The 22766-nt window shown below is 71.1% G+C and carries 16 protein-coding genes; 8 read left to right on the top strand and 8 right to left on the bottom strand.

All coding sequences use genetic code 11. From position 1 onward, the window contains the following. Positions 1–140 precede the first annotated feature (140 nt). The gene (locus OG842_RS14015; protein WP_266729933.1) at positions 141–569 is read left to right on the top strand and encodes an ATP-binding protein; all 429 of its coding nucleotides are present in this window, start codon (positions 141–143) and stop codon (positions 567–569) included. 192 nt (positions 570–761) lie between these two features. Then, positions 762–3287: a SpoIIE family protein phosphatase gene (locus OG842_RS14010; RefSeq protein WP_266733582.1), complete on the top strand. Its 2526-nt coding sequence runs from the start codon at positions 762–764 to the stop codon at positions 3285–3287. A gap of 34 nt (positions 3288–3321) precedes the next feature. Here OG842_RS14010 and OG842_RS14005 read toward each other — a convergent pair whose 3' ends face one another. Further along, positions 3322–4032 (bottom strand): PspA/IM30 family protein, encoded by a 711-nt coding sequence (locus OG842_RS14005; protein ID WP_266729932.1) that lies wholly within the window; start codon positions 4030–4032, stop codon positions 3322–3324. Positions 4033–4149: 117 nt separating this feature from the next. Further along, complete coding sequence (locus tag OG842_RS14000) at positions 4150–6303, bottom strand: TPM domain-containing protein (protein ID WP_443064060.1); 2154 nt, start codon at positions 6301–6303, stop codon at positions 4150–4152. Between the two features lie 172 nt (positions 6304–6475). Between OG842_RS14000 and OG842_RS13995 the strand changes: the two genes are divergently transcribed. After that, positions 6476–7501 (top strand): hypothetical protein, encoded by a 1026-nt coding sequence (locus OG842_RS13995; RefSeq protein ID WP_266733578.1) that lies wholly within the window; start codon positions 6476–6478, stop codon positions 7499–7501. 132 nt (positions 7502–7633) lie between these two features. Here the strand turns inward: OG842_RS13995 and OG842_RS13990 are convergent, their stop codons facing one another. The 5 genes from OG842_RS13990 to OG842_RS13970 form a co-directional block, all read right to left on the bottom strand. Beyond that, a complete protein-coding gene (locus OG842_RS13990; protein ID WP_266729931.1) occupies positions 7634–9109 on the bottom strand; it encodes a glucoamylase family protein in 1476 nt (491 codons plus the stop codon). Between the two features lie 307 nt (positions 9110–9416). Further along, the gene (locus OG842_RS13985; protein WP_266729930.1) at positions 9417–10619 is read right to left on the bottom strand and encodes a glycoside hydrolase family 1 protein; all 1203 of its coding nucleotides are present in this window, start codon (positions 10617–10619) and stop codon (positions 9417–9419) included. 91 nt (positions 10620–10710) lie between these two features. After that, on the bottom strand, positions 10711–11619 hold the full coding sequence (locus OG842_RS13980; protein WP_266729929.1) for a carbohydrate ABC transporter permease: 909 nt from the start codon (positions 11617–11619) through the stop codon (positions 10711–10713). Beyond that, positions 11616–12605 carry a carbohydrate ABC transporter permease gene (locus OG842_RS13975; RefSeq protein WP_328512218.1) on the bottom strand — a complete coding sequence of 330 codons (990 nt, stop codon included), beginning with the start codon at positions 12603–12605 and terminating at the stop codon, positions 11616–11618. Before OG842_RS13975 ends, OG842_RS13980 begins: the two co-directional genes overlap by 4 nt. A gap of 25 nt (positions 12606–12630) precedes the next feature. Next, positions 12631–13878: a sugar ABC transporter substrate-binding protein gene (locus OG842_RS13970; RefSeq protein ID WP_266729927.1), complete on the bottom strand. Its 1248-nt coding sequence runs from the start codon at positions 13876–13878 to the stop codon at positions 12631–12633. A gap of 251 nt (positions 13879–14129) precedes the next feature. Between OG842_RS13970 and OG842_RS13965 the strand changes: the two genes are divergently transcribed. Further along, positions 14130–15125, top strand: a complete 996-nt coding sequence (locus tag OG842_RS13965; protein WP_266729926.1) for an acetylxylan esterase — start codon at positions 14130–14132, stop codon at positions 15123–15125. A 22-nt stretch (positions 15126–15147) separates the two neighbouring features. Here OG842_RS13965 and OG842_RS13960 read toward each other — a convergent pair whose 3' ends face one another. Further along, complete coding sequence (locus tag OG842_RS13960) at positions 15148–16203, bottom strand: LacI family DNA-binding transcriptional regulator (protein WP_266729925.1); 1056 nt, start codon at positions 16201–16203, stop codon at positions 15148–15150. A gap of 171 nt (positions 16204–16374) precedes the next feature. Between OG842_RS13960 and OG842_RS13955 the strand changes: the two genes are divergently transcribed. From OG842_RS13955 to typA, 4 genes are all read left to right on the top strand, one after another. Continuing rightward, positions 16375–16854, top strand: a complete 480-nt coding sequence (locus OG842_RS13955) for a MarR family winged helix-turn-helix transcriptional regulator (protein ID WP_266729924.1) — start codon at positions 16375–16377, stop codon at positions 16852–16854. A gap of 87 nt (positions 16855–16941) precedes the next feature. Then, on the top strand, positions 16942–17496 hold the full coding sequence (locus tag OG842_RS13950; protein WP_266729923.1) for an isochorismatase family protein: 555 nt from the start codon (positions 16942–16944) through the stop codon (positions 17494–17496). Positions 17497–17768: 272 nt separating this feature from the next. Then, positions 17769–20210 (top strand): ABC transporter family substrate-binding protein, encoded by a 2442-nt coding sequence (locus OG842_RS13945; protein WP_266729922.1) that lies wholly within the window; start codon positions 17769–17771, stop codon positions 20208–20210. Between the two features lie 537 nt (positions 20211–20747). Next, positions 20748–22619: a translational GTPase TypA gene (gene typA / locus OG842_RS13940; protein WP_266729921.1), complete on the top strand. Its 1872-nt coding sequence runs from the start codon at positions 20748–20750 to the stop codon at positions 22617–22619. The last annotated feature ends 147 nt before the right edge of the window (positions 22620–22766 follow it).

Below are 22766 nucleotides of genomic sequence, written 5' to 3'. Positions count from 1 at the left end.
TCCCCGGGGCATCCCTTCGTGCGCGCGGCCGTACACCCGTACGCCCCACGTGTCGGTCCCGGCGATAGTTCACCCCAAATATCGGGTATGTGCTGAATAGCCCTTGTAAACAGGGCGCTCTCCGCTGCTGGTCTTGGGAAGTGATCGGCGTGATCGACAGTGAAGGCGACTGCGCCGAGTGGACCTTTCCGGCTGAGCCGGGCGCCGTGCGATCCGCACGGCATGCGGTCCATGGGGCGTTGACCGCCTGGGGGCTCGATGCCGCCGTCGGGGATTTGACAGTTCTGCTGGTCAGCGAGTTGGTCACCAACTCGATGCGCTATACATCGGGGCCCATCGGCGTACGCCTGGTGCGCCCTCATCCCAATGGGGACGCCCCCTCCGCCCGTCCGGGACTGCTCGTGGAAGTCTCCGATCCGCTTCCGGATCCGCCCACCGAACGTATGGCGGGACCGGAGGACGAAGGGGGCAGGGGACTGCAGCTGGTGGCGTGTTCCGCCCGCCGCTGGGGGACCCGGCGGGGAAAGACCGGCAAGACCGTGTGGTTCGAGCTGGCCCTGCCTGGTTAGGAGTGGGGTGGGACGGACAGCGATCACCAGGGTCGGTCAGAACCTGGCTGAAAGGGACTGAGACCGTGCTGTGATCGTGAACGCCGTGTCGGTTGGGGCCGGAGTACTGAATACTGCGGTCATGACCGGTCCGGTGTGTGAGCTGGAGGGGACGGTCGCGTGAGCGAAATACCTGGGACAGCGGGCGACATCGTGTGGCAGAGCAGCCCGCCTGGCTCGATCTACGACTACATCAGGGTCGCCTCGTTCTCGATCGGCCCCGATGGCCTGATCGAGCAGTGGAGCCGCCGGGCCGCCGGCCTCTTCGGCATTGCCGCGGACAGGGCGGTCGGCATGGACCCGGTCGAGGCCTTCATGCCCGCCGAACTGCGCACGGACGGCCGCCGCAGAGTCGGCGAGATCCTCGACGGCCGGGAGTGGACGGGCCTCGTCCCCTTCCGGATACCGGGCGAGGAGGCCGTGCACGGGCTCGCCGAGATCTATGTGATGCCGAGTGAGACGGAGAGCGGGGAACGGGCCGCGCTCTGCATCGTCGTGGACGTCCGGGCACTGCGTCACATCGAGACGGACCTTGCCGCGTCCCAGGCGATATTCGGCCAATCACCCTTCGGTTTCGTGCTGTTCGGTACGGACCTCTCGGTGATCCGCGCCAACCAGCGCTTCGCCACCGTCTTCGGCGGCCGGGCCGAGGACCACCGCGGCCGCACGGTCGACGACTATCTCTCCGGGACAGAAGCCGACCGGCTCACCGTCACCATCCAGCGCGTACTGGAGACCGGAACGTCCGTCACCGATCTCCAGATCGTCGGCACCGCCCCCGGCACCGGCAGCCGCCACTGGTCGATGAACCTCTACCGCGTGCACAGCGGGTCCGGCCGCCCCATCGGCGTCGCCGGACTGGCCACCGATGTCACCCGCAGACACATCGCCGCCCGCGAGGCCGCCAGCGCCCGCCGCAACCTCGCCCTGCTCAACGAGGCCAGCGCCCGGATCGGCAACTCCCTCGACCTGGAGACCACCGCCCGCGAACTCCTCGACGTCGCCGTCCCCGGCTTCTGCGACCTCGCCTCCGTCGACCTCTACCAGGGGCTGCTCACCGGCGACGACGCACCGCCCGGCAGCTGGGATTCGCTCCGTCAGGAATCCGTCGGCGGCTCCGCCGAACTGCGCCGCGTCGCCCTGGCCAGCGCGGTGGCGGACGTCCTGCCCGACACCGCCGCGGAGACCGGCTCGCCCGAGCTCGGCTCCGTACACCGCTTCCCGTTCAACTCGCCGTGCGCCATCGCCCTGCGCACCGGCCACGTCGAGGACGTGCCCGGCGACGACCGGGGCTTCGTCCAGTCCACACTCGCCGTGCCGATGGTCGCCCACGACACGGTGGTCGGTCTCGTGCAGTTCTCCCGCACCAAGGGCAGCGAACCCTTCGGCGAGCGGGACCGGGCCCTGGCCACCGAACTCGCCGCCCGCGCCGCGGTCTGCATCGACAACGCCCGCCTCTACCGGCGCGAGCACGAACGCGCCCTGATCCTCCAGCGCAGCCTCCTGCCGCCCGGCGACCCGGTGGCCGCCGGCCTCGACATCGCCTGCCGCTACCTGCCCGGCAACACGGCCACCGAGGTCGGCGGCGACTGGTTCGACGTGATCGAGCTCCCCGGCCACCGCACCGCCCTCGTCGTCGGCGACGTCATGGGCCGCGGACTGCGGGCCGCCGTCGCCATGGGCGAACTGCGCACCGCCGTACGGACCCTGGCCCTGCTGGACCTGGAACCCGCCGAGGTGCTCTCCGCACTCGACGAGGTCGCCCGCGGACTCGGCACCCCCGGCGGCGCCGGCACGTCCGGCGGCTCCCAGTGGCCCTCGCGGGCCGCCCACAAGTCCCGGGAGGCGGACCTCTCCGAGATCTACCTGGCGACCTGCGTGTACGCGGTCTACGACCCGGTCACCCGGCGCTGCACCTTCGCCAACGCGGGCCACCTCCCGCCCGCCGTGGTCGAACCGGGCGAGGCCGCCCTGCTGCTCGACGTGCCGCCCGGCATGCCGCTCGGCGTCGGCGGCGAACCCTTCGAGGAGGTCGAGGTCGAACTGAAGGAGGGCTCGCTGCTCGCCCTCTACACGGACGGACTCGTCGAGTCCCGCGACCACCCGCTCGACGAAGGCCTCGAAGCCCTGCGCACCGCGCTCGTCGAGCCGGAACGGCCGATCGAGGACGTCTGCGACCATGTGCTGAGCACCCTGGACACCGGGCACGGCGAGGACGACATCGCCCTGCTGGTGGCCCGTATCCAGGGACTGCCGGCCGACGCGGTCGGCGACTGGCGGCTGCCCCGCGAACCCCGCTCCGTGGGCCGGGCCCGCGAACTGGCCCGCGACCGGCTGCTCGACTGGGGCCTGGACGACCTGGTGGACACCACCGAACTGCTGGTCAGCGAGCTGGTCACCAACGCCCTGCGGTACGGGGAGGGCGAGACAAGGCTCAGGCTGCTGCGCGATCGCACCCTGGTCTGCGAGGTGTGGGACGCCGGACTCGTCCAGCCCCGGCGGCGGCGGGCCCGCGACACCGACGAGGGCGGGCGCGGGCTCCAGCTGGTCGGGCTGCTGAGCGTGGCCTGGGGGTCCAGGCGGACCCCGCGCGGCAAGACCGTCTGGTTCGAGCTGGCCCTGCCCGACGGGGCGCCGGCCGCCGAGCTCTCCGTGGAGCAGCTGCTGAGCATGTACTGACCCGGCTGCCGGGCGGGCCCCGGGCCGACAGGTCTCAGGCCGACTTCAGCGCGGCCAGCCGGGCATCGATCTCGGCGCTGTCGCCCAGGCCGTCCAGCTGCTCGAACTGGGCGTCCAGCGACGAGGCGGCCAGCTCCTGCTTGCCCAGCGCCTTCGCCTCCTCGCGCCGCACCTTGTCCTCGAACCGGCTGAGCTCACTGGTCGGGTCGAGGACATCGATGCTCTTGACGGAGTCCATCATCCGGTTCTGCGCCTCGGCGGACTTGGCACGGGCCACCAGCTCGTCCCGCTTGGCCTTCAGCTCCGACAGCTTGGTCCTCATCTGGTCCAGGCCGGACTTCAGCCTGTCCACCACCTCGGTCTGCGCGGCGATGACCGGCTCCGCCGTCCCCGCTTCCTTCTCCGACCGGAGCTGACGGCCGAGCGCCACCTTGGCCAGGTTGTCGAACTTGTCCGCCTCCGCCCCGGACCCGGCCGCCCGCAGCTCGTCGGCCTTGCGGCTCGCGGCGAGCGCCTTGCCGCCCCACTCCTTCGCCGCGTCCACATCCTCCTGGTGGTCCTGTTCCATCAGCCGCAGATTGCCGATGGTCGTGGCGACCGCCTGCTCGGCCTCCGAGATGTTGGCCGTGTACTCGCGGATCAGCTGGTCCAGCATCTTCTGCGGGTCCTCCGCCTGATCGAGCAGCGCGTTGATGTTGGCCTTCGCCAGCTGGGTGACGCGGCCGAGAATGGTCTGCTTGGTCATGGAACTCTCCTTGTGCGCGTGGGTCTCTCCCGGGATCCCCGCGGTGGGTCTCTCCGGGGATCCCGGTGGATGAAGCGAATCTGCGGATGAAGCCTCGGGGCGGGCCCCGCGGCCGGCTCAGAAACGGCCGCCGCCTCCGCGCCGGCCCCGGGTGCCCCCGCCGCCGAAGCTGCCCGGCCCGGCGGCCCCGCCGTGCCCCCCGCCGCCGAACCCCCCGCCGTGGACGCCGCCGCCGCGCCCGCCCCCGCCGCCCAGGAGGCCGCCGAGGATGATGCCGCCGAGCACCGCGCCGCCGACCCCGCCGCCCGTTCCCCGCGCACCGCCCGGACCGTTCCGGTTCCCGTACGCGCGCACATCCTGTTCGGCCAGGCTCCGGGCCTGCCCGGCCAGCGAATCCGCCTGCTGCGCCTCGGACAGCGCCCCCTGCGGATCCTTCGCCCCGGCCAGCTCGCGCGACCGGTCGAGACGCCGCTGGGCCTCCGCCAGCCGGGTCCGGGCCTGGCTGCCCACAGCTCCCCGGTTCGTGGTGATGAAGTCGGCCGCCGCCGCGATCGCCGAACGCGCCGTGAGCACCGCCCCGTCCAGCAGTGAGAGGGCCCGCCGGTCGCCCTGATCCCGTTCGCGGACACCGGCCAGCGCCGCGTCGAGCGCCGCGTCCGCCTCCTCCACCCTGCGCAGCGCGTCGATCGGGTCGTACGGCCCGGCCGACATCCGGGCCCGCACATCGCCGAGCACCGACTTCGCGCGGGCGATCCGGCCCCGCAGATCGGCGGTCGGCGCACCGTCCCCGGCGCCTTCGAGCAGCCCGCCCGCATCGGCCAGATCGGTCTCCGTCTCGGTGAGGGCGGCGGGCAGCCGCCCCGCCGCCTCCGTGAGTTCCCGGCTCCGCCGCTCCACCGCGTCGACGAGGGTGGTCGCCTGGTCGACGGCGCCCTCGGTGGCCCGGATGTACACCGCCGCCGCCGAGTTGTTGGTGCTGTCCACCGACTGACGGCCCCGGTTGAGGCTCGACGTGGCGAAGACGAGCCGGTCCTTGGCCTGCTCGATGTCGCCGGCGACGGCGGCGAAGGCCGACTCCGCGTACTCCTCGCGCATCGTGTTCAGGGTGGCCTCGGCCGCGGCGACCCGTCCGGCGAGCGCCCGGAACGCGGCCTCGGCCGTGGCCAGGGCCTGCGGGGCGTCGCGTTCCAGGGCGCGCAGCCGGTCGAAGTCCTCGGACACGGCGTCCAGCCGGGCGCCCGCGTCCGCGCAGCGGCCGATGATCTCGTCCAGCATCCGGCGCCTGGTCGCCTCGTCCTCGGGAATGGCGTCGTCCAGGCGCTGACGCAGCCGGAACGCCGCCGTCAGCTCGCCCTTCGCATGGCCGACGGCCTTCGTGAACGGGGCCGCCGCCTCCTCGCCGAACTGGGCGGTGGCGAAACCCAGTTCCTCCTCGCTGGTGCGGACCGCGTCGTCGGTGTCCACCAGCGCCTCCTTCGCGCGAGCGTCCAGCTCAGGCAGCGGCTCCGGCGGCTGCGGCGCCCCGTCCGGTCCGGCGGAGGCGGGGCCCCAGCCCTTCGCGCCGGGCGTGGTGCGGGTCGTGGTGCGGCGCCTGCGCCGGGTGTACGCGTAGCCGGCCAGCGCCGCCGCCCCGCCGACGACGACCCCCGGGAGGATCAGGTCAGCGGTGTTCGTCCCGACGGATTCACCGGTTCCGGGGTCGGCGGCACCGGGGGTGATGGCCGGGGTGGGCACGGGCTTTCCGGCCAGTACGGCGGAGTACCCGTTTGCCGCGCCGATCGCCGCGCCGGCCCAGTCGTGCTCCCTGAGCGCGGGCTCGATCGCGGTGCTCGCCACGTCCTGGAGCTGGGCGTCGGTGAGGCGGGAGCCCTGTTCGACGGTGTACGCGTACTGCCGGTCGTGGGTGGCGACGGCGAGCAGGACGTCGTCGCGGCCGAGGCCGTTGCGGTCGGCCGTGGCATCTGCCCAGTTCTGCGCGGACCGCCCGGAGAAGTCCCGTACGTACACGACGAAGAGCTGTACGCGGCGGTCCGCGTACAGCCGGTCGAGTGCGGCCCGCACCTGGTCCCTGCGGTCCCCGAGCGCCCCCACCTTGTCGGTGATCTGACCGTCCCGGGACAGCGTGACGGGATCGTCGGCGCGGGCGGTCGGAGCTGCGGGAAGGGCCGGTACTGCGGAAAAAGCCGGTACTGCGGGAAGGGCCGGCCAGCACACCGCCATCAGCGCGGTGAGCAGGGCCCGGCCCGGTATGGATATCCGGGTACGGCTCACGGGCGGCGTCACATTTGTGAGGCTATGTCCACCCTCTGTCACCCGCGACCCGGCGACCGGGCCCGCCATCGGTGTCCGGGCGGTGCGTCATGATGCCCTACTACAGCGACGGCACACCGACACGCAGGGGGATACGGACGTGCTCACGGGGATCAAACGCGGGGCCGGGCGGATACGCGAACGGGCGGCCCGGTTCCGCTGGACCTGGCCCAGAAGGATCGCGCTGGGGGTGGTCCTGGCGATCGTGGTGCCGGTCCTCACCGCGGGCATCGCCCTGCGGCTCAACTACTCCGGCGACCCGGGCGACAACACCCGCACCCGGGGCCGCGACGCCATCTGGCTCGGCCACGCCTGGGTCGACGGGCGCAAGGACGACGCCGACCTCGCCGCGTTCGCCGACCGGATCGAGGGGACGGGGATCAAGGACCTGTACGTCCACGCCGGGCCGCTGGAGCACGACGGCACCCTGCCCGCCGACCGCTACCCCCGGGCCCGGTGGCTGATCGACGCCGTGCACCGCACCCTGCCCGGCATCCGGGTCCAGGCCTGGCTCGGCGACGTGCTGGCCACCGAGGGGCCCGACGGGCTGCGTCTGGAGCGGGCCGCGTCCCGTACCGCCGTGGTCGCCTCGGCCCGGCAGATCCTGGACGCCGGGTTCGACGGCGTCCACTTCGACCTGGAGCCGCTGCACTCCGGCGACCGCCACTACCTCTCGCTCCTGGACGACCTGCGCGCGCTCACGAGGCCGCGCAGGGCACAGCTGTCGGTCGCCGCCCACCAGATCGACCCGCTGCCCTCGGCGCACCGGGTGATCGGCGTGGTCAGCGGCGGCAGCCAGAAGTGGTGGTCGCAGAAGTTCTTCGGCCAGGTCGCGCGCCGGGTCGACCAGATCGCCGTCATGTCGTACGACACCTGGATGCCCCTGGAGGGGCTGTTCGGCGGCTATGTCGCCCAGCAGACGGCGCTCGCCCTCGAAGTGACGCCGAAGGACACCGATCTGCTGATGGGAGTGCCGTTCTTCCACGAGGACGACCTCGGACACCACGAGTCGGCCGAGACGGTCGCGGCCGCGGTCCGGGGCACCAGGCTGGGCCTGGGGCGCACCGACCGCGGCCGCGAACGGTTCGGGGTCGCGCTCTACGTCGACTTCGCCGCGCGGGAGGGCGACTGGTCGGCGTACCGCGCGGGCTGGAACTGAACGGACCCGAGTCGAGCGGATCCGATTCGAGCGACGGCGTACCGGGCCGGGGCCGGGCCCCGAGCTCTCCGCCCCGGACCGGTACGCCGCCACGTTTCGAGGCGGTTCAGCTGGCCGAGACGCCAGGACGGCTCAGATGGAGAACCGCTCCTTGGCGAGCAGCGGCCGCACCTTGGACTGGAACCCGCCGGTGCGGAACGGCCGTTGCAGCAGGCCGGGGCGGATCGCCTGGGCCAGCGCCGCGGCGATCATGCCCTGGTCGAGCGCGAGCAGGTAGTCGCTGACCCGGCCGGTGCCGACGTTGACGGAGTCCCGGAAGCCGTACCCGGCGTGGTAGGCGCCGAAGTCGCGATCGAGCGCACGCAGGTTGGCGATCGCCTCGTCCGGTGCGTAGGGCAGCGCGAGGAAGGAGGCGTGCGGGGTGACCACACCGTTGGTGAACGCCGAGGCGGGCGGCAGCGGTTCGCCGTCCTTGGTGTACGTGCGGTCGGTGTTGGAGGCGTAGCCGTCGATCTGCATGCCGATCGCGTCGACGCCGTACTCCTGGTAGCCGCCCTCGGGGATGTTGGCGGGGGAGAAGCCCCAGTACCCGTACCCCGCCTCCTCCGTCCCGTGCTCGATCTGGCTGCGGACGTAGCGGCGGTGGTTGAGGCCCCAGGACCTCGGCGACCACTCGGCCTCCGGCACGAACAGCGGCACCATCAGCGCCTCGAACATCGACCCGCCCCAGGTGGGCACGATCTTGCGGCCGCGATGGGTGTAGTGCCCCTGCCAGACCCGTACGCCGTCCATGGCGACGTAACTGCCCTGCGGGTACTGCTCCTGCCCGTGCTCGGGCAGCATCGTGCGCAGCAGGTGCCAGTAGTGGTCGGCGGGCAGCGAGCCGTCCGCGATGCCCAGGTAACTGGCCATCCGGGGCTCGGTGTTGAGCGCGCCGTAGTGGTGGCCGGTGGGCTCCTCGGTGTCGGTCCAGAACCCGCCGCGCAGCTGGCCGGGGCCGGCGACCGGGTCGGCCGGGTCGTACGGCGTGTAGTAGTACGACCAGTCGGCGGTGGCCAGGATGCGGGCGATACGCGGGCGCAGCGCGGGCGCGGCGTCGGCGGCGATACGCAGTCCGGTGACCAGCCAGGCGTTGTCGACGGAGGAGAGGAACGGGCGGACCGGGTCACCGGTGCCGGGCCACTCGGCGAGCACCGAACCGTCGTGCGCGTCGTACCAGTTGAGCCAGAAGCCGTGGTGGCGCTCCAGCTTCTCGACGGCCCGCACGGTGTGCTCCAGCCGTCGGCGCATCGTGTCGTCGTCGATCACCCCGAGCCCGGCGGCGGCCACCGTCGACCAGAGGCCGCAGCCGATGTTGGTGGGGGAGGTCTGACGCGACTGGACGGGGGCACCGGGCTTGCTGACATCGATCTTGTCGACGGCGAGACCGAAGTCGGTCGTCATGGCCTCGATCGACCGGTACGTGTCGCGGAACCAGCGCAGCAGCAGCGGTGCGTGCGAGCCGCGCACTGGCCGGTCGGCGGCGCCCGCCGGGGACGCGGCCACGGCTCCCAGCGACAGGGCGGCGGCCCCTGTTCCCGCTGCGGTGAGAAACGTACGACGGTTCATCAGAACCCCTCGAAGAAGAGCCACCGACTGTGGGCGGTGGGCGGATTTCGTTCGTCGGTCATGATTTGCGGGCGCGGGGCGCCGTGCCTCGTACGGCACCGGCGTGCGCCGCCGCTCGTGAGCAGGGCAGGACACGAGCGGCGCCGTACGCGGGCACAGGGCCCGAAAGGCCCTGCTGTACGGGAACCGGCGTCCGTCAGGTGCCGCCGGTTCCCGTACGGGCGGGAGCCGTCAGGTGGCTCCCGGTCGGGGGGAGCCGACATCGGTCGGCTCGTGAGCCGAGGCAGGTCGGCTCGGGTGGCCGCCGTCAGTCGGCGATACGCGGCAGGGCGCGGGTGCGGCCCATCTCGCCCAGCCAGACGGCGGACGGCTTGGGCAGCCGCTCGAAGGTCTCCGGGTCCCAGCCGATCAGGCCGAAGGTGGGCTTGTAGGAGCCCCACTCGTAGTTGTCGAGCGCGCTCCAGGCCAGGTAGCCCTGGATGTTCAGGCCGTCCTGGATCGCGGAGGCGACCTCGTTCAGGGCGCCGGTGTAGTAGTCGACGCGGCGGCTGTCGTCGTCGGTGGCGATGCCGTTCTCGGTGACGATCAGCGGGATGCCGTTGCCCAGGACCTCGGCGGTGTGGCGCAGCGCGTAGCCGACGGCGGACGGGTAGTACTCCCACTGCGTGAGGGTGCGCTCGGCGCCCTCGGCGGTGGGTATCGGGCCGTCGGTGCCGATCTTGGTGCGGGTGTAGGACTGCACACCGATCCAGTCGTCGCCGCGGGCGGCCTCGATGAAGACGTCCTCGCGGGGGTGACGGTAGGCCGCGGTGACCTCCTCGGCGCCGGGCAGGGCCTGGTAGACCTGGTTGGCGATGGTCCAGCCGACCTGGATGTCCGGGTTGATCGCCCGGACCTCCTTGACGGCCGCGTGGTGCGCGGCGATGACGGCCTCGGTGGTCTCGTCGTCGGGGGTCGGCAGCCCGGCCGGCGGGAAGCTGTTGTCGCCCCGCTTGGCCTGGCCGGCCATGACGGCGATCATGTTCGGCTCGTTGATGGTGCAGACGTGGCTGACGCCCTCGGCGATCACGGGTGCACAGGCCGCGACGTAACGCGCGAAGAGCTCGGTCGCGCCTTCGGCGGTCCAGCCGCCGCGCGCCTCGAACCACTGCGGCACGGTGAAGTGGTGGAGGGTGATCATGGGGCGCAGGCCGCGCTCGATGGCGCCCTCGACCATGCGGCGGTAGTGGGCGAGTTCGGCCCGGGAGAACCGGCCCTCGGCCGGCTCGATGCGCGCCCACTCGATGGAGAACCGGTAGTCGGTGAAGCCCAGACCGGCCAGCACGTCCATGTCCTCGTGCCAGCGGTGGTAGCTGTCGCAGGCGTCCAGGCTGGGCTCCTGGATGTGGGTGCCCGCGGCGTGCTCCTTGACCCACCAGTCGCTGTTGGTGTTGTTGCCCTCGATCTGGTGGGCGGCCGTGGAGGCGCCCCACAGGAAGTTTTCGGGGAACGGGACCTGGGTGTGCGTCATCGCAAACTGTCTCTCTGGTGATGAAGGGGTGTGGCCGACGGGGTGTGGGGCCGTGGCCTCGTACGTTTCGGTGGGGCTGCCGGGGCCGGCCCTACTTCATGCCGGCGGTGGCGATGCCCTGGGTGAAGTGCCGCTGGAGCGCGATGAACAGGATCACGACGGGCAGGACGACCAGCAGGGAGCCGGCCATCAGCATGCCGTTGGAGCCGCCCGCCTTGTTGGGGTCGGTGGCGAAGGTGGCCAGGGCGACCGGCAGGGTGTACTTGTCGGGGTCGTTGGTCGCGATGAGCGGCCAGACGAAGTTGTTCCAGGAGCCCAGGAACGTGAAGATCGAGAGCGTCGCCAGTGCGGGCTTCACCAGCGGCATCACGATGCGCCAGAAGATGTACCACTCACCGGCGCCGTCCATCCGGGCCGCTTCCAGCAGCTCGTCCGGGATCGACTGCATGAACTGCCGCATCAGGAAGACCCCGAAGGCCCCGGCGGCGAACGGCAGCACCAGACCGGCGTACGAGTCGATCAGATGCAACTTGCTCATCAGCACGAACAGCGGCAGCAGCATCAGGTTGCCGGGCACCATCAGGGCGCCGAGAACCAGGCCGAAGATCTTGTTGCGGCCGGCGAAGTTCAGCTTGGCCAGGGCGTACCCGAGCATCGAGCAGAACACCAGGTTCGAGGCGGTGACCAGCATCGCCACGATCACCGAGTTCATGAAGTACAGCGGCAGATCCAGCTTGTCGAGCAGGTCCCGGAAGTTCTCCAGGGTCCACTCGGTCGGGATCCACACGGGCGGGCTGGCCGTCAGTTCCTGCGGCGTCTTGAAGGCCGAGAGGGCCATCCACAGGAACGGCGCCGACATGATCAGCAGGCCGACCGACAGCAGGACGTAGACGAGGACGCGCTTCGGGTTGCGGGCCTTCTTCACCCTGGACGGCGGTGTGTTGCCGGGCTGCTTCGACGGCGCCGTCGAGACGGCGCCCGGTGCACTGGTGGCGCTCATTTCGTGTTGTCCTTCAGCAGTCGGAGCTGGAGCACCGTGATGCCCATGATCACCACGAAGAGGACATACGCCATGGCGCTCGCATAGCCCATGTGGAAGAAGTTGAAGCCCTCGCGGTACATGTTCAGCGAGACGGTGAGCGTGGAGTCCGAGGGACCGCCCTGGGTCATCACGAACGGCTCCTCGAAGACGTTGAGGTAACCGATGGTCGTGATCACCGTGGCGTAGAGCAGCGTGGGCCGCAGCAGTGGCACGGTGATGCCCTTGAACTCCTGCCAGGCACCGGCGCCGTCCAGCCGCGCCGCCTCCCGCACCTCGGTGGGGATGGCCTGCAGACCGGCGATGAAGAGCACCATGACCGTGCCGAGGTTGCGCCAGACCGCCATCGCGATCATCGACGGCATGGCGAGCGTCTCGGAGCCCAGGAAGTCGGGCGAGGTGAGGCCCACTTCGGAGAAGAGCCCCGCGACGAGCCCGTCGCTCGGGTCGAGCACGAACCGCCAGACCACGGCCACCGCGACGATGGTGGTGACCACCGGGGTGTAGAAGCCGACGCGGAAGAAGGTCCGCGCCCGGTCGATGCCGTTGTTCAGCAGTACGGCGACGACCAGACCGAGGAAGATCGTCAGTGGTACGCCGACCACCACGAAGTACGCCGTGTTGAACAGCGACTTGAGGAACTTCTCGTCGCTGAACAGGTTGACGTAGTTCTCGAAGCCGATGAAGTTCGCGTCCAGCGGGTGCGTGACAGTGCGCAGCCCGAAGTCGGTGAAGCTCATCGCCAGTGTGGCGAGGATCGGGAACGCCATGAAGACGAGGAAGAGGACGAGGAAGGGGGTGGAGAACAGCCAGCCGGCCAGGTTCTGCACGCCCATCGACTTACTTCCGCCCCGGCGACCCGCGGGCCCGGTGGCCGGGGACCCGGAGGCCCCCGGCCCGGCCTGCGCCTTGGCCGACTCCGCGGCCTTTGCGGTCATGGTGCGCATGACTCCTACTTCGTCCGGCCTTCGATTACTTCAGAAGGCCTTCGATTTGGGACTGGGCCGTCTTGAGCGCGTCCTCGGCGGACGCCTTGCCCTGGGTGACCTTGGCGATGGCCTGGTCGACCTTGTCGGTGATCTCCGTCCAGTTGGACAGCGAGGGGGACGACTTGGCGGTGTCCATCTGCTTCTTGAACACCTGGAGGTCGGTGTCGTCGGCGAGGTCGCCGGAGGTCCACGCGGAGGTGTTGGCCGGCAGGTCCTTGGTGCGCTTGTACCAGTCGGCCTGGCCCTTGGTGTCCGTCAGGTACTTGATGAACTCGGTGGCGGCGGCCTTGTGCTCGCTGTCCTTGGAGATCACCAGGGACGAACCGCCGGCCATGGAGGCGGAGGTCTTGTCGGCGGGCACGTTGGCCACCGCCCACTTGCCCTTGATCTGCGGCTGGCCCTCGTTCAGCAGGGTGACGTGCCAGGGGCCGCCGAAGAACATCGGGACGCGGCCGTTGCCGAAGTCCTTCACGACGTCGTAGCCGGGCTGCACGGACTTGTTGGAGAGCCCCTTGTCGAAGTACGAGCCGTACTCCTTGAGCGCCTTGACGGCCTCGGGGCTGTCGATGACGGCCTCGCCCTTGTCGTTGACGATCTCGCCGCCGGCCGAGTACAGGAAGGAGTAGAAGTTCTGCACCGTGTCCAGGCCGCTGGGCTGGATGGACAGGCCCCACTTGGTCCCGGCCTTCTTCTGGTAGGCCGAGGCGAGGTCCTGCATCTCCTTCCAGTTGCTCGGAGCCTTGGTGACGCCGGCCTTCTCGGCCAGGTCGGTGCGGTAGTAGAGGACGCGGGTGTCGACGTACCACGGCACGCCGTACGCCTGGCCGTCCACCTCGCCCTGCTTCCAGCCGGACGGGAAGAAGTCCTTCTCGTCGAAGGTCTTGGTGTCGACCGGCTCCAGCACACCGAGCTCGGCGAACTCGCCCATGTAGCTGCCGCCCATCTGCGCCACGTCCGGCAGGGTGCCGGCGGCGGCCGCGGAGACCAGCTTCTGGTGGGCGACGTCCCAGCCGACCGGGGTCACCTTGACGGTGATGTTCGGGTTGGCCTTCTCGTAGACCTTGGCCACATCCGCGAGCTTCTCGCCCTCGGCCCCCATGGCCCAGACGGTGAGCGTCTGCTTCTTGTCCGCGGCGACGTCGTCGCCGGAGCTGCCGCAAGCGGTCAGGCCGAACGTGAGCGCGCCGGCGACAGCGATACCGATCGAGGCGTTTCTGGCGGTGCGGGGCATGGAGGGCTCCTCCTTGAGCAATCCTGATGTATGCGCTGCCTGTAAGCGCATACATCACTCTGCGGCAGACGTTCGGGAATCCGCAAGAGGGTGCTAGGTCACACTCGTGCAACGTGCTGGACATCTGAATGTTCAACTTGCACGGTAAGTATGCCAATTGCGAAATTGGGTATGGTGTGACCGATTTCGCTCGCTGCCCGGATGGTGATCAAGGACTGTGTCGCCGGGGCGGGCCCGTTACGGTCGTGTTCATGGCTTCGTTCGAACATGACTTCCCCTTCGATCCGGCATACGGCTACACGCTCCAGGACCTGCTGCGCGTCCCCGCTCCCGCCGCTCCGGACGATTTCGACGCCTTCTGGCGCGACCGCTACCAGGAGGCCCGCAAGGTCGCCACGGAGCCGGAGCTCGGCCCGGTGGAGGAGGAGCGCGACGGGGTACGGATCCACGGCGTGACGTTCACCTCGGTGGGCGGGGTGCGGATCGGCGGCTGGGTGGCGCTGCCGGCCGAGGGGGCCGCGGAGTACGGATTCGTCATCGGACACGGCTACGGCGGCCGGGACCGGCCGGGCCCCGACGTGCCGCTGCCGCTGCCCCGGGCCGCGGCGATCCTGCCGTGCGTACGGGGCATGGCGACGCGCGGTGAGCACCCGGGCATCCCGGGCGTGTCCAGCGCGCACGTGCTGCACGGCATCGCCTCGCGCGGCACGTATGTCATCGGCGACTGCGTGGCGGACCTGTGGTGCGCGGCCTCCGCGCTGCACGAACTGGTGCCGGAGCTGGCGCCGGAGGAGGGCGGCCCCGGCCTCGGCTACCTCGGGGAGAGCTTCGGCGGCGGGCTGGGCGCACTCGCGCTGCCCTGGGACGACCGCTTCGGGGCCGCGCAGCTGACGGTGCCGACCTTCGGCAACCACCCCTTGCGGCTCACCCTGCAGTGCATCGGCAGTGGCGAGTCGGTGCGGGCCCACCACCAGGGCCACCCCGAGGTCACCGAGGTGCTGCCGTACTTCGACGCCGCCACGGCCGCGACGCGGCTGGAGACGCCCACCCTGGTGGCCGCGGCGCTCTTCGACCCCTCGGTGCCGCCGCCGGGGCAGTTCGCCGTGCACAACGCGCTGGCCGGCGAGCACGAGCTGCATGTGCTGGACGCGGGGCACTTCGAGTACGAGGGCACGGCGGCCGAGGTGGCGGAGCTCCGGGCGGCCCGGCAGCGGTTCTTCGGGGAGCGGCTGGGCCGGGCCCGATAGCCGGTACGGGGGCCGGCCCCTGTCAGCCGCAGCCGCAGCTGGCGCGGCGGATCGGCGACACCGGGAGCATCAGCGACACCGGCTCGCTGCTGCTGTCGCCCAGCCGCTGGACCAGCAACTCGACCGCCTGCTCGCCGAGTTGACGGATCGGCTGGCGTACGGTCGTCAGTGGAGGCCGGACGATCCGGCTCAGCGGAATCCCGTCGAAGCCGGTCACCGCGATGTCCTCGGGCACCCGCACCCCGCGCCGCTCCAGCGCCCGCAGCGCGCCCACCGCCATCTGGTCGTTGGCGAAGAGCACCCCCTGCGGCCGTTCGCCGTCACGGTCCAGCAGCGCCTCCGCCGCCCGTGCGCCCTCGGCCTGCGTCATCATCTCGGCCCGCAGATCGGGCGCGTCCGGCACCGGCAGCCCGGCATCGCGGCACGCCTGCTGGAATCCGAGGAACCGCGCCTCGGCGTCCGGCGACCCGACCTCGCCGCCGACGAAGGCGAGCCTGCGCAGCCCGTGGTCCTCGATCAGGTGGCGGGCCAGTTCGCGCTCGCCGTCGGCGTTCGCGACGACGATGTGGTCGAGATGGTCGATCTCGCGGGGGCCGGCGATCATCACCACCGGAAGCCGGCGCGATATCACTTCGAGGTCCTCGGTCGGCACGGTCTGTGCCAGCACGGCGAAGCCGTCGACCCGTCCCGCGACCTTCGCGACGAGGCTCTCCGGCCCGCCCTCCAGCGAGGCGGCGATCAGCAGCGCGTAACCGTGCCGCCGCGCCGCCCGCTCCATGCCGCGGATGATCTGGTCGGAGTAGAGCATCACCGCGTCGTCGGCGTCGCTGTCCGCCTCCGCGTCGGCCTCGGCGTCCGGGTCGGCGTAGTCGGGGAAGCAGAGGCCCAGCACCCCGGTGGTCCGGCTGGCCAGGCCGCGGGCGTTCCCGCTGGGTACGTATCCGAGCTGGCGGGCGGCTTCGAGGACCCGCTCACGGGTCTGGGCGCGTACCGAATCGGGGGTGCGGTAGACCCGCGAGACCGTGGCAATGGAGACGCCCGACCGCTCGGCGACGTCGTACACCGTGGGGGCGCTCACTCGACCGACCGTCCGCTTCTTGTTCCGTACCGAAGCACCTGCTGTTGCATGTACCGACCCTCTTCTGAAAGCGCATTCACCCTAGATCGCGGGCCGTGCGACGGGCAAGACCATCCAGAAGAACGACAGGTAACCTTGCAAGATTGCCTGTGCATTGTTTAGGTTGAGGGCATGCCGGAACCGACTGGAACCACCCCCGCCGGGCGTCGCGCCGCCCCGTCCGCCGAGCTGGACGCCGAGCAGTTGGCGACGGGGCTCACCGCCGTGGTCGGCCGGTTGGTGCGGCGGCTGCGCAGTATGTCCGCGGGAGATCGGCTCACACCGACGCAGCGCTCGGTGCTCGCCAGGCTGGACCTCGACGGGCCGGCCACCACGGCCGCGCTGGCCCGCGCGGAGTACGTGCGTCCGCAGTCCATGCGGCTGACTCTCGGCGCGCTGGAGAGCCAGGGGCTCGTCGAGCGGGCACCCGATCCGGCGGACGGCCGCAAGTCGGTGATGTCGCTCACGGAGTCCGGGGCCGCGACGCTCGCCGAGGCCCGGGCCGCCAAGCACGACTGGCTCGCCAGGGCCATGGCGGCCGAACTCGACGGTGCCGAGCGCCGCACCGTGGCCGAGGCCGTCGAGCTGATCGACCGGCTGACCGGGCACTGACGGCCGGCACCGGCCGCGACCGGCACGCCCCCGCACCCGTACCCATCGGAACCGAACGGTTCGCCCACACCACCCAGGAGCACCACCATGACCGCCACCACCCTGGACCCGAGGACCGCCCTGGTCGTCGTCGATCTCCAGAAGGGCATCCTCGCCCTGGACACCGCCCACCCCGCCGCCGGTGTCGTCGCCAACTCCGCCGCCCTCGCCGACGCCTTCCGCGCCAAGGGCCTCCCGGTCGTCCTGGTCCACGTCGTCGACGGTGCCCCCGGCCGCAACGAGACCCCCATGGCGTCCGGCGGACAGCTGCCCGCCGACTGGGCGGACATCGTGCCCGAGCTCGGCCCGAACGAGGGCGACATCGTGGTGACCAAGCGCACCTGGGGCGCCTTCCACGGGACCGACCTCGACCTCCGGCTGCGCCGAGCAGGCGTCACGCAGATCGTCCTCACCGGCATCGCGACCAGCATCGGCGTCGAATCCACCGCCCGCGCGGCCCACGAGCACGGCTACAACGTCACGATCGCCACGGACGCGGTCACCGACATGGACGCCGAAGCCCACCGCAACAGCGTCGGGAGGATCTTCCCGCGCCTGGGAGAGACGGACACGACGGAGGCGATCATCGAGCTGCTCGGCTGATCACCGCGGCCGGTCGTTCCCCCGATTCCCCGGGGGGCCGGCCGGTTTCTCGTTTCCCGGGGTCCGGCCGGCCCCCGTGCGGAGCGGCGGCCGGGGCGCTCCGCCGCACGGGTGAGGTTTCGGGCCTTCGCGCCGTGTCTGCGCCGCCTCCCGCGCGAGGGCGCCTTCAGTGGGTGGACGTATCAGTGTGATCAACTGCATATGCCACCAGAAACGCACAATCTGGCACACCCGCGGATGGGTGGGTCGGGCCGGCCCCGGAGGTATCAGCCATGTCCCACGTCGGCGTCCCGAGGGGGACGGCCCGAAAGCGCCGCTCCCTCGCGCTCCTCACGACAGGTGTGCTGACGCTCCCCGTGCTGGCCGGCTGCAGTTCCGGCGACAGCGGCGCGAGCGGTGCGACGGCCCCCCAGGACATCGCGGTCGCCGCCCGGAACCTGGTCGCCGAGGGCGGGACGGTCAACTGGGCCGTCGACGCCCTGCCCACCACCCTCAACGCCTTCCAGGCGGATGCCGACAGCACCACCACCCGGATCACCGGCGCGCTGCTGCCGACGCTCTTCCCGCTCGACGCCAAGGGCAGGCCGCAGCTGAACCCGGACTATCTGGAGTCCGCGAAGGTGGTCGAGAGCGAGCCCAGGCAGGTGGTGCTCTATCGGCTCAACCAGCAGGCGGTGTGGAGTGACGGCCGGGAGATCGGGGCCTCCGACTTCGTGGCCCAGTGGCGGGCGCTGAGCGGCAAGGACACGGCGTTCTGGACCGCCCGCAACGCCGGGTACGAACGCATCGAGAAGATCGAGCGGGGCGCCGACGACCTGGAGGTACGGGTCACCTTCGCCAAGCCGTACGCGGACTGGCGCTCGCTGTTCTCCCCGCTCTACCCGAAGGACGTGACCGGTTCCCCGGACGCCTTCAACGACGGGGCCCGGACCGCCCTCAAGGCCACCGCGGGACCGTTCCGGCTGCGCGGTGTGGACAAGAAGACCGGCGAGGTGACGCTGGTCCGCAACCCGCGCTGGTGGGGGAGCCCGGCCAAGCTCGACTCGCTGGTCTTCCGGGCCGTGGCCCCGCAGAACCGGACCGAGGCCCTGGCCGCGGGCAAGGTCGACGTGGCCGACATCGACGCGGCGGCGGCCCACCGGATCGCGCAGGCGGCCGGTGGCAAGGGCGCCGACGGGAAGCCGCTCGCCCAGGGGCCCGGCGCCCAGGGCCCAGGTGCCCAGGAGGGCCCGGCCGCGGCCCTGCGCTCCTGGGCCGTCGTGCACGGCTCGGACGCCAAGGCGGCGGCCGCAGCCTTGGCCGCCAGGGAGAAGAACCGGGCCGCCGCCGAGGCGTACGCCACCGAGCAGGCCGGGCTGCGCGCCTACGCGGTGCGCAAGTCGCTGGAGCCCGCCTACACCCAGCTCGCGCTGAACGGCGAGTCCGGACCGCTCGCCGACGACCGGGTGCGGCGGGCGGTGGCCCGCGCGCTGAACCGTCAGGAGCTCGTCGACACCGTGCTGGGGCCGCTCGGCCTGCCCGCGCAGCCGCTCGGCAGCCACCTGGCGCTCGCCGGGCAGCCGGCGTACAAGGACAGCAGCGACGCACTCGGCGGCCAGGACACCGAGGAGGCACAGGCGCTGCTGGCCGACGCGGGCTGGACGCCGGAGGGCGCGGTCAAGAAGTCGGACGGCACCAAGGCGGGCAGCGAGGCGGGGAAGAAGGCGGCCGGGAAGAAGGACGCGGAGAAGAAGGACGCGGAGAAGAAGGACGCGGAGAAGAAGGAAGCGGAGAAGAAGGGCGCGGAGAAGAAGGACGCGGAGAAGCAGGGGACGAAGGCGGGCGCCGCGGACGGCAAGGCAGGCGACGGCGCAGGCAGGCGCGAGCCCGATGCCGACGACGGCCTCCACATCGTCGGCGACGACAACGAGCCCGGCGACGGCGACCCGGCGGGCGGCGCCACCCACGTACTCGCGCCCGCCCCCGCCGCCGCGTTCCACAGCTCCGCGCTGCTGCGCCAGGCCGGCTACCTCTCCGGGTCCGGAACGTCCGAGGACGTCCCCTCCAGGGTCGCCGCCCAGGACAAGCGGCCGGGCGGTGCCGCCGGCGCGTACGCCCCCGCGGGCACCGCGGCACCCGCCCGGGTGCCCGACGGGCGCCGCGGTCCGCTCGGCAAGGACGGCGTGCCGCTGACCCTGCGCTTCGTCCTGCCGTCCGGTCCCGGGTCGGAGCCGCTGCGCAGCGTCGGGGACAAGATCTCGGCGATGCTCGAAGCGGTCGGCATCCGTACGGAGATCACCAAGGTCCCCGACGAGAGCTACTTCAAGGACCACGTCGCCTCCGGCGACTACGACCTGGCCCTGTACTCCTGGCCCGCGACCGCCTACCCGGCCACCGACGACCGCCCGATCTTCGCCAAGCCGGTGCCCGCCACCGACGGCTCGCTGCTGGTCGAGCAGAACTACACCCGTGTCGGCACCGACCACATCGACCAGCTCTTCGACCAGGCGCTCTCGGAGCTGGACGAAGGCACCGCCCAGGACCTGATGAAGCAGGCCGACGCCCGGATCTGGGCCGCCGCCGGATCGATTCCGCTCTACCAGCGCCCGCAGCTGGTGGCGACGGACAGGAAGCTGGCGAACGTCGGCGCCTTCGGCTTCGGGGCGCCCCACTACCAGGACATCGGTTTCAAGAAGCCGCAGGCCGCCGGAGCCCCGGCGAACAAGAAGAAGTAGCAGGTCAGGAGAGGATCCGAAGCTCAGAACTGGCTCAAATCCCTTGCCCGCCGGCCTGCCCGGCGGGCAAGGTCGTCGCTACCCGTCGACCCGGGCGGCCGCTCTGTCCCCCCACCTCTGAGACCCCCCACCCCGGAGCCCCTACTCCGGCCTCTCGGAGATTCCGCTTCGGAGCCCCACCTCCGAAGCCGCGCAAGTCCCGCGTCCGCCTCCGCCGTCTCCGCCTGCAGGGCCGTGGTCATGACACCCGGTGAAATCCTCCGGAAGAACCGGCCGCGCGGGCGCGAACGCGAGGCGGACGCGGGCTTTCGCCTGCGGAGCCGTACGCGTTCCCACTCGGTGCGTCTGCCGTCCGCACCTGCCCGGGGGACCGGGCGCGGGCCCTTCCCGGGGCCGGTAAAACTCGCCCGGGAAGCCGCGGCGGCGCCAGCCCCGTACCATTGGACGAGCCGTGGCGTGTCCGCCCGGCGGGCGTACGAGGACTTGAGACCGACTTAGACGCCTGATCCCACGATCCGAGAGAAGCGCAAGCCACCCATGCCCACGCGCCACGACATCCGTAACGTAGCCATCGTCGCCCACGTCGACCACGGCAAGACCACGCTGGTCGACGCCATGCTCAGGCAGGCCGGCGCCTTCGCCGCGCACGCCGCCGAGAACCTCGACGAACGCATGATGGACTCGAACGACCTGGAGCGTGAGAAGGGCATCACGATCCTCGCCAAGAACACGGCGGTGAAGTATCACCCCAAGGACGGCGGGGACCCGATCACGATCAACATCATCGACACCCCCGGCCACGCCGACTTCGGTGGCGAGGTCGAGCGCGGTCTGTCGATGGTGGACGCGGTGGTGCTCCTGGTCGACGCCTCCGAGGGCCCGCTCCCGCAGACCCGCTTCGTGCTGCGCAAGGCGCTCTCCGCGAAGATGCCGGTCATCCTCTGCATCAACAAGACCGACCGCCCGGACTCCCGGATCGCCGAGGTCGTCGACGAGACGTACGACCTCTTCCTGGACCTGGACGCGGACGAGGACCAGATCGAGTTCCCGATCGTCTACGCCTGCGCCCGTGACGGCGTCGCCTCGCTGACCAAGCCGGAGGACGGCACCGTCCCGGCGGACAGCGACAACCTGGAGCCGTTCTTCTCCACGATCCTGGCGCACGTCCCGGCCCCGGAGTACGACGAGGAAGCCCCCCTCCAGGCCCACGTCACCAACCTGGACGCCGACAACTTCCTCGGCCGTATCGCGCTCTGCCGCGTCGAGCAGGGCGAGCTGCGCAAGGGCCAGACCGTCACCTGGATCAAGCGCGACGGCACGATGTCCAACGTCCGCATCACCGAGCTCCTGATGACCGAGGCGCTCACCCGCAAGCCGGCCGAGGTGGCGGGCCCCGGTGACATCTGCGCCATCGCCGGTATCCCGGACATCATGATCGGCGAGACCCTGGCCGACCCCGAGAACCCGATCGCGCTGCCGCTGATCACGGTCGACGAGCCGGCCATCTCGATGACCATCGGCACCAACACCTCGCCGCTGGTCGGCAAGGGCGGCAAGGGCCACAAGGTCACCGCCCGCCAGGTGAAGGACCGCCTCGACCGCGAGCTGATCGGTAACGTCTCGCTCCGCGTCCTGGACACCGAGCGCCCCGACGCCTGGGAGGTCCAGGGCCGCGGTGAGCTCGCGCTGGCCATCCTCGTCGAGCAGATGCGCCGTGAGGGCTTCGAGCTCACGGTCGGCAAGCCGGAGGTCGTCACCAAGCAGGTCGACGGCAAGACCCACGAGCCGATCGAGCGCATGACGATCGACTCCCCCGAGGAGCACCTCGGCGCGATCACCCAGCTGATGGCGACCCGCAAGGGCCGCATGGAGACGATGACGAACCACGGTTCGGGCTGGGTCCGCATGGAGTGGATCGTTCCGTCCCGCGGCCTCATCGGCTTCCGTACGGAGTTCCTGACGCAGACCCGCGGCACGGGCATCGCGCACTCCATCTTCGAGGGCCACGAGCCGTGGTTCGGCGAGCTCCGCACCCGTCACAACGGCTCGCTGGTCGCCGACCGCGCGGGCTCCGTGACGCCGTTCGCCATGGTCAACCTCCAGGAGCGCGGTGTCATCTTCACCGAGGCCGGCACCGAGGTCTACGAGGGCATGATCGTCGGCGAGAACTCGCGCGCCGACGACATGGACGTGAACATCACCAAGGAGAAGAAGCTCACCAACATGCGTGCGGCTTCCGCCGACACCACGGAGAACGTGGTGCCGGCCCGCAAGCTCTCGCTGGAGCAGTCCCTGGAGTTCTGCCGCGAGGACGAGTGCATCGAGGTGACCCCGGAGACGGTCCGTATCCGCAAGGTCGTCCTCGACCAGAAGGAGCGCGGCCGCGCCGCGTCGCGCGCCAAGCGCTGATCCGACACCGGCGCCGGGCGCGCCGGTAGGTACAACGGGGCCCGGCCTTCCGTCAGTTGACGGGGGGCCGGGCCCTGTTGTGCGATGGCCCGACGGGGCGCCGGGGCGTATCCGTGTGCATCAGCAACCAGTTGGAACCGGAAAGGT

It is taken from the genome of Streptomyces sp. NBC_00376, assembly GCF_036077095.1.
Classification (GTDB): Bacteria; Actinomycetota; Actinomycetes; order Streptomycetales; family Streptomycetaceae; genus Streptomyces.
Note: the sequence above shows the minus strand (reverse complement) of the source record. Positions and strands in the feature narration are given on the sequence as shown.

Bases quoted from the DNA above. Each gene is read 5' to 3' on its own strand.
- OG842_RS14005 (WP_266729932.1), bottom strand. From the start codon at position 4,032: ATGACCAAGCAGACCATTCTCGGCCGCGTCACCCAGCTGGCGAAGGCC.
- OG842_RS13990 (WP_266729931.1), bottom strand. From the start codon at position 9,109: ATGAACCGTCGTACGTTTCTCACCGCAGCGGGAACAGGGGCCGCCGCC.
- OG842_RS13985 (WP_266729930.1), bottom strand. From the start codon at position 10,619: ATGACGCACACCCAGGTCCCGTTCCCCGAAAACTTCCTGTGGGGCGCC.
- OG842_RS13980 (WP_266729929.1), bottom strand. From the start codon at position 11,619: ATGAGCGCCACCAGTGCACCGGGCGCCGTCTCGACGGCGCCGTCGAAG.
- OG842_RS13975 (WP_328512218.1), bottom strand. From the start codon at position 12,605: ATGCGCACCATGACCGCAAAGGCCGCGGAGTCGGCCAAGGCGCAGGCC.
- OG842_RS13970 (WP_266729927.1), bottom strand. From the start codon at position 13,878: ATGCCCCGCACCGCCAGAAACGCCTCGATCGGTATCGCTGTCGCCGGC.
- OG842_RS13965 (WP_266729926.1), top strand. From the start codon at position 14,130: ATGGCTTCGTTCGAACATGACTTCCCCTTCGATCCGGCATACGGCTAC.
- OG842_RS13955 (WP_266729924.1), top strand. From the start codon at position 16,375: ATGCCGGAACCGACTGGAACCACCCCCGCCGGGCGTCGCGCCGCCCCG.
- OG842_RS13950 (WP_266729923.1), top strand. From the start codon at position 16,942: ATGACCGCCACCACCCTGGACCCGAGGACCGCCCTGGTCGTCGTCGAT.
- OG842_RS13945 (WP_266729922.1), top strand. From the start codon at position 17,769: ATGTCCCACGTCGGCGTCCCGAGGGGGACGGCCCGAAAGCGCCGCTCC.
- typA (WP_266729921.1), top strand. From the start codon at position 20,748: ATGCCCACGCGCCACGACATCCGTAACGTAGCCATCGTCGCCCACGTC.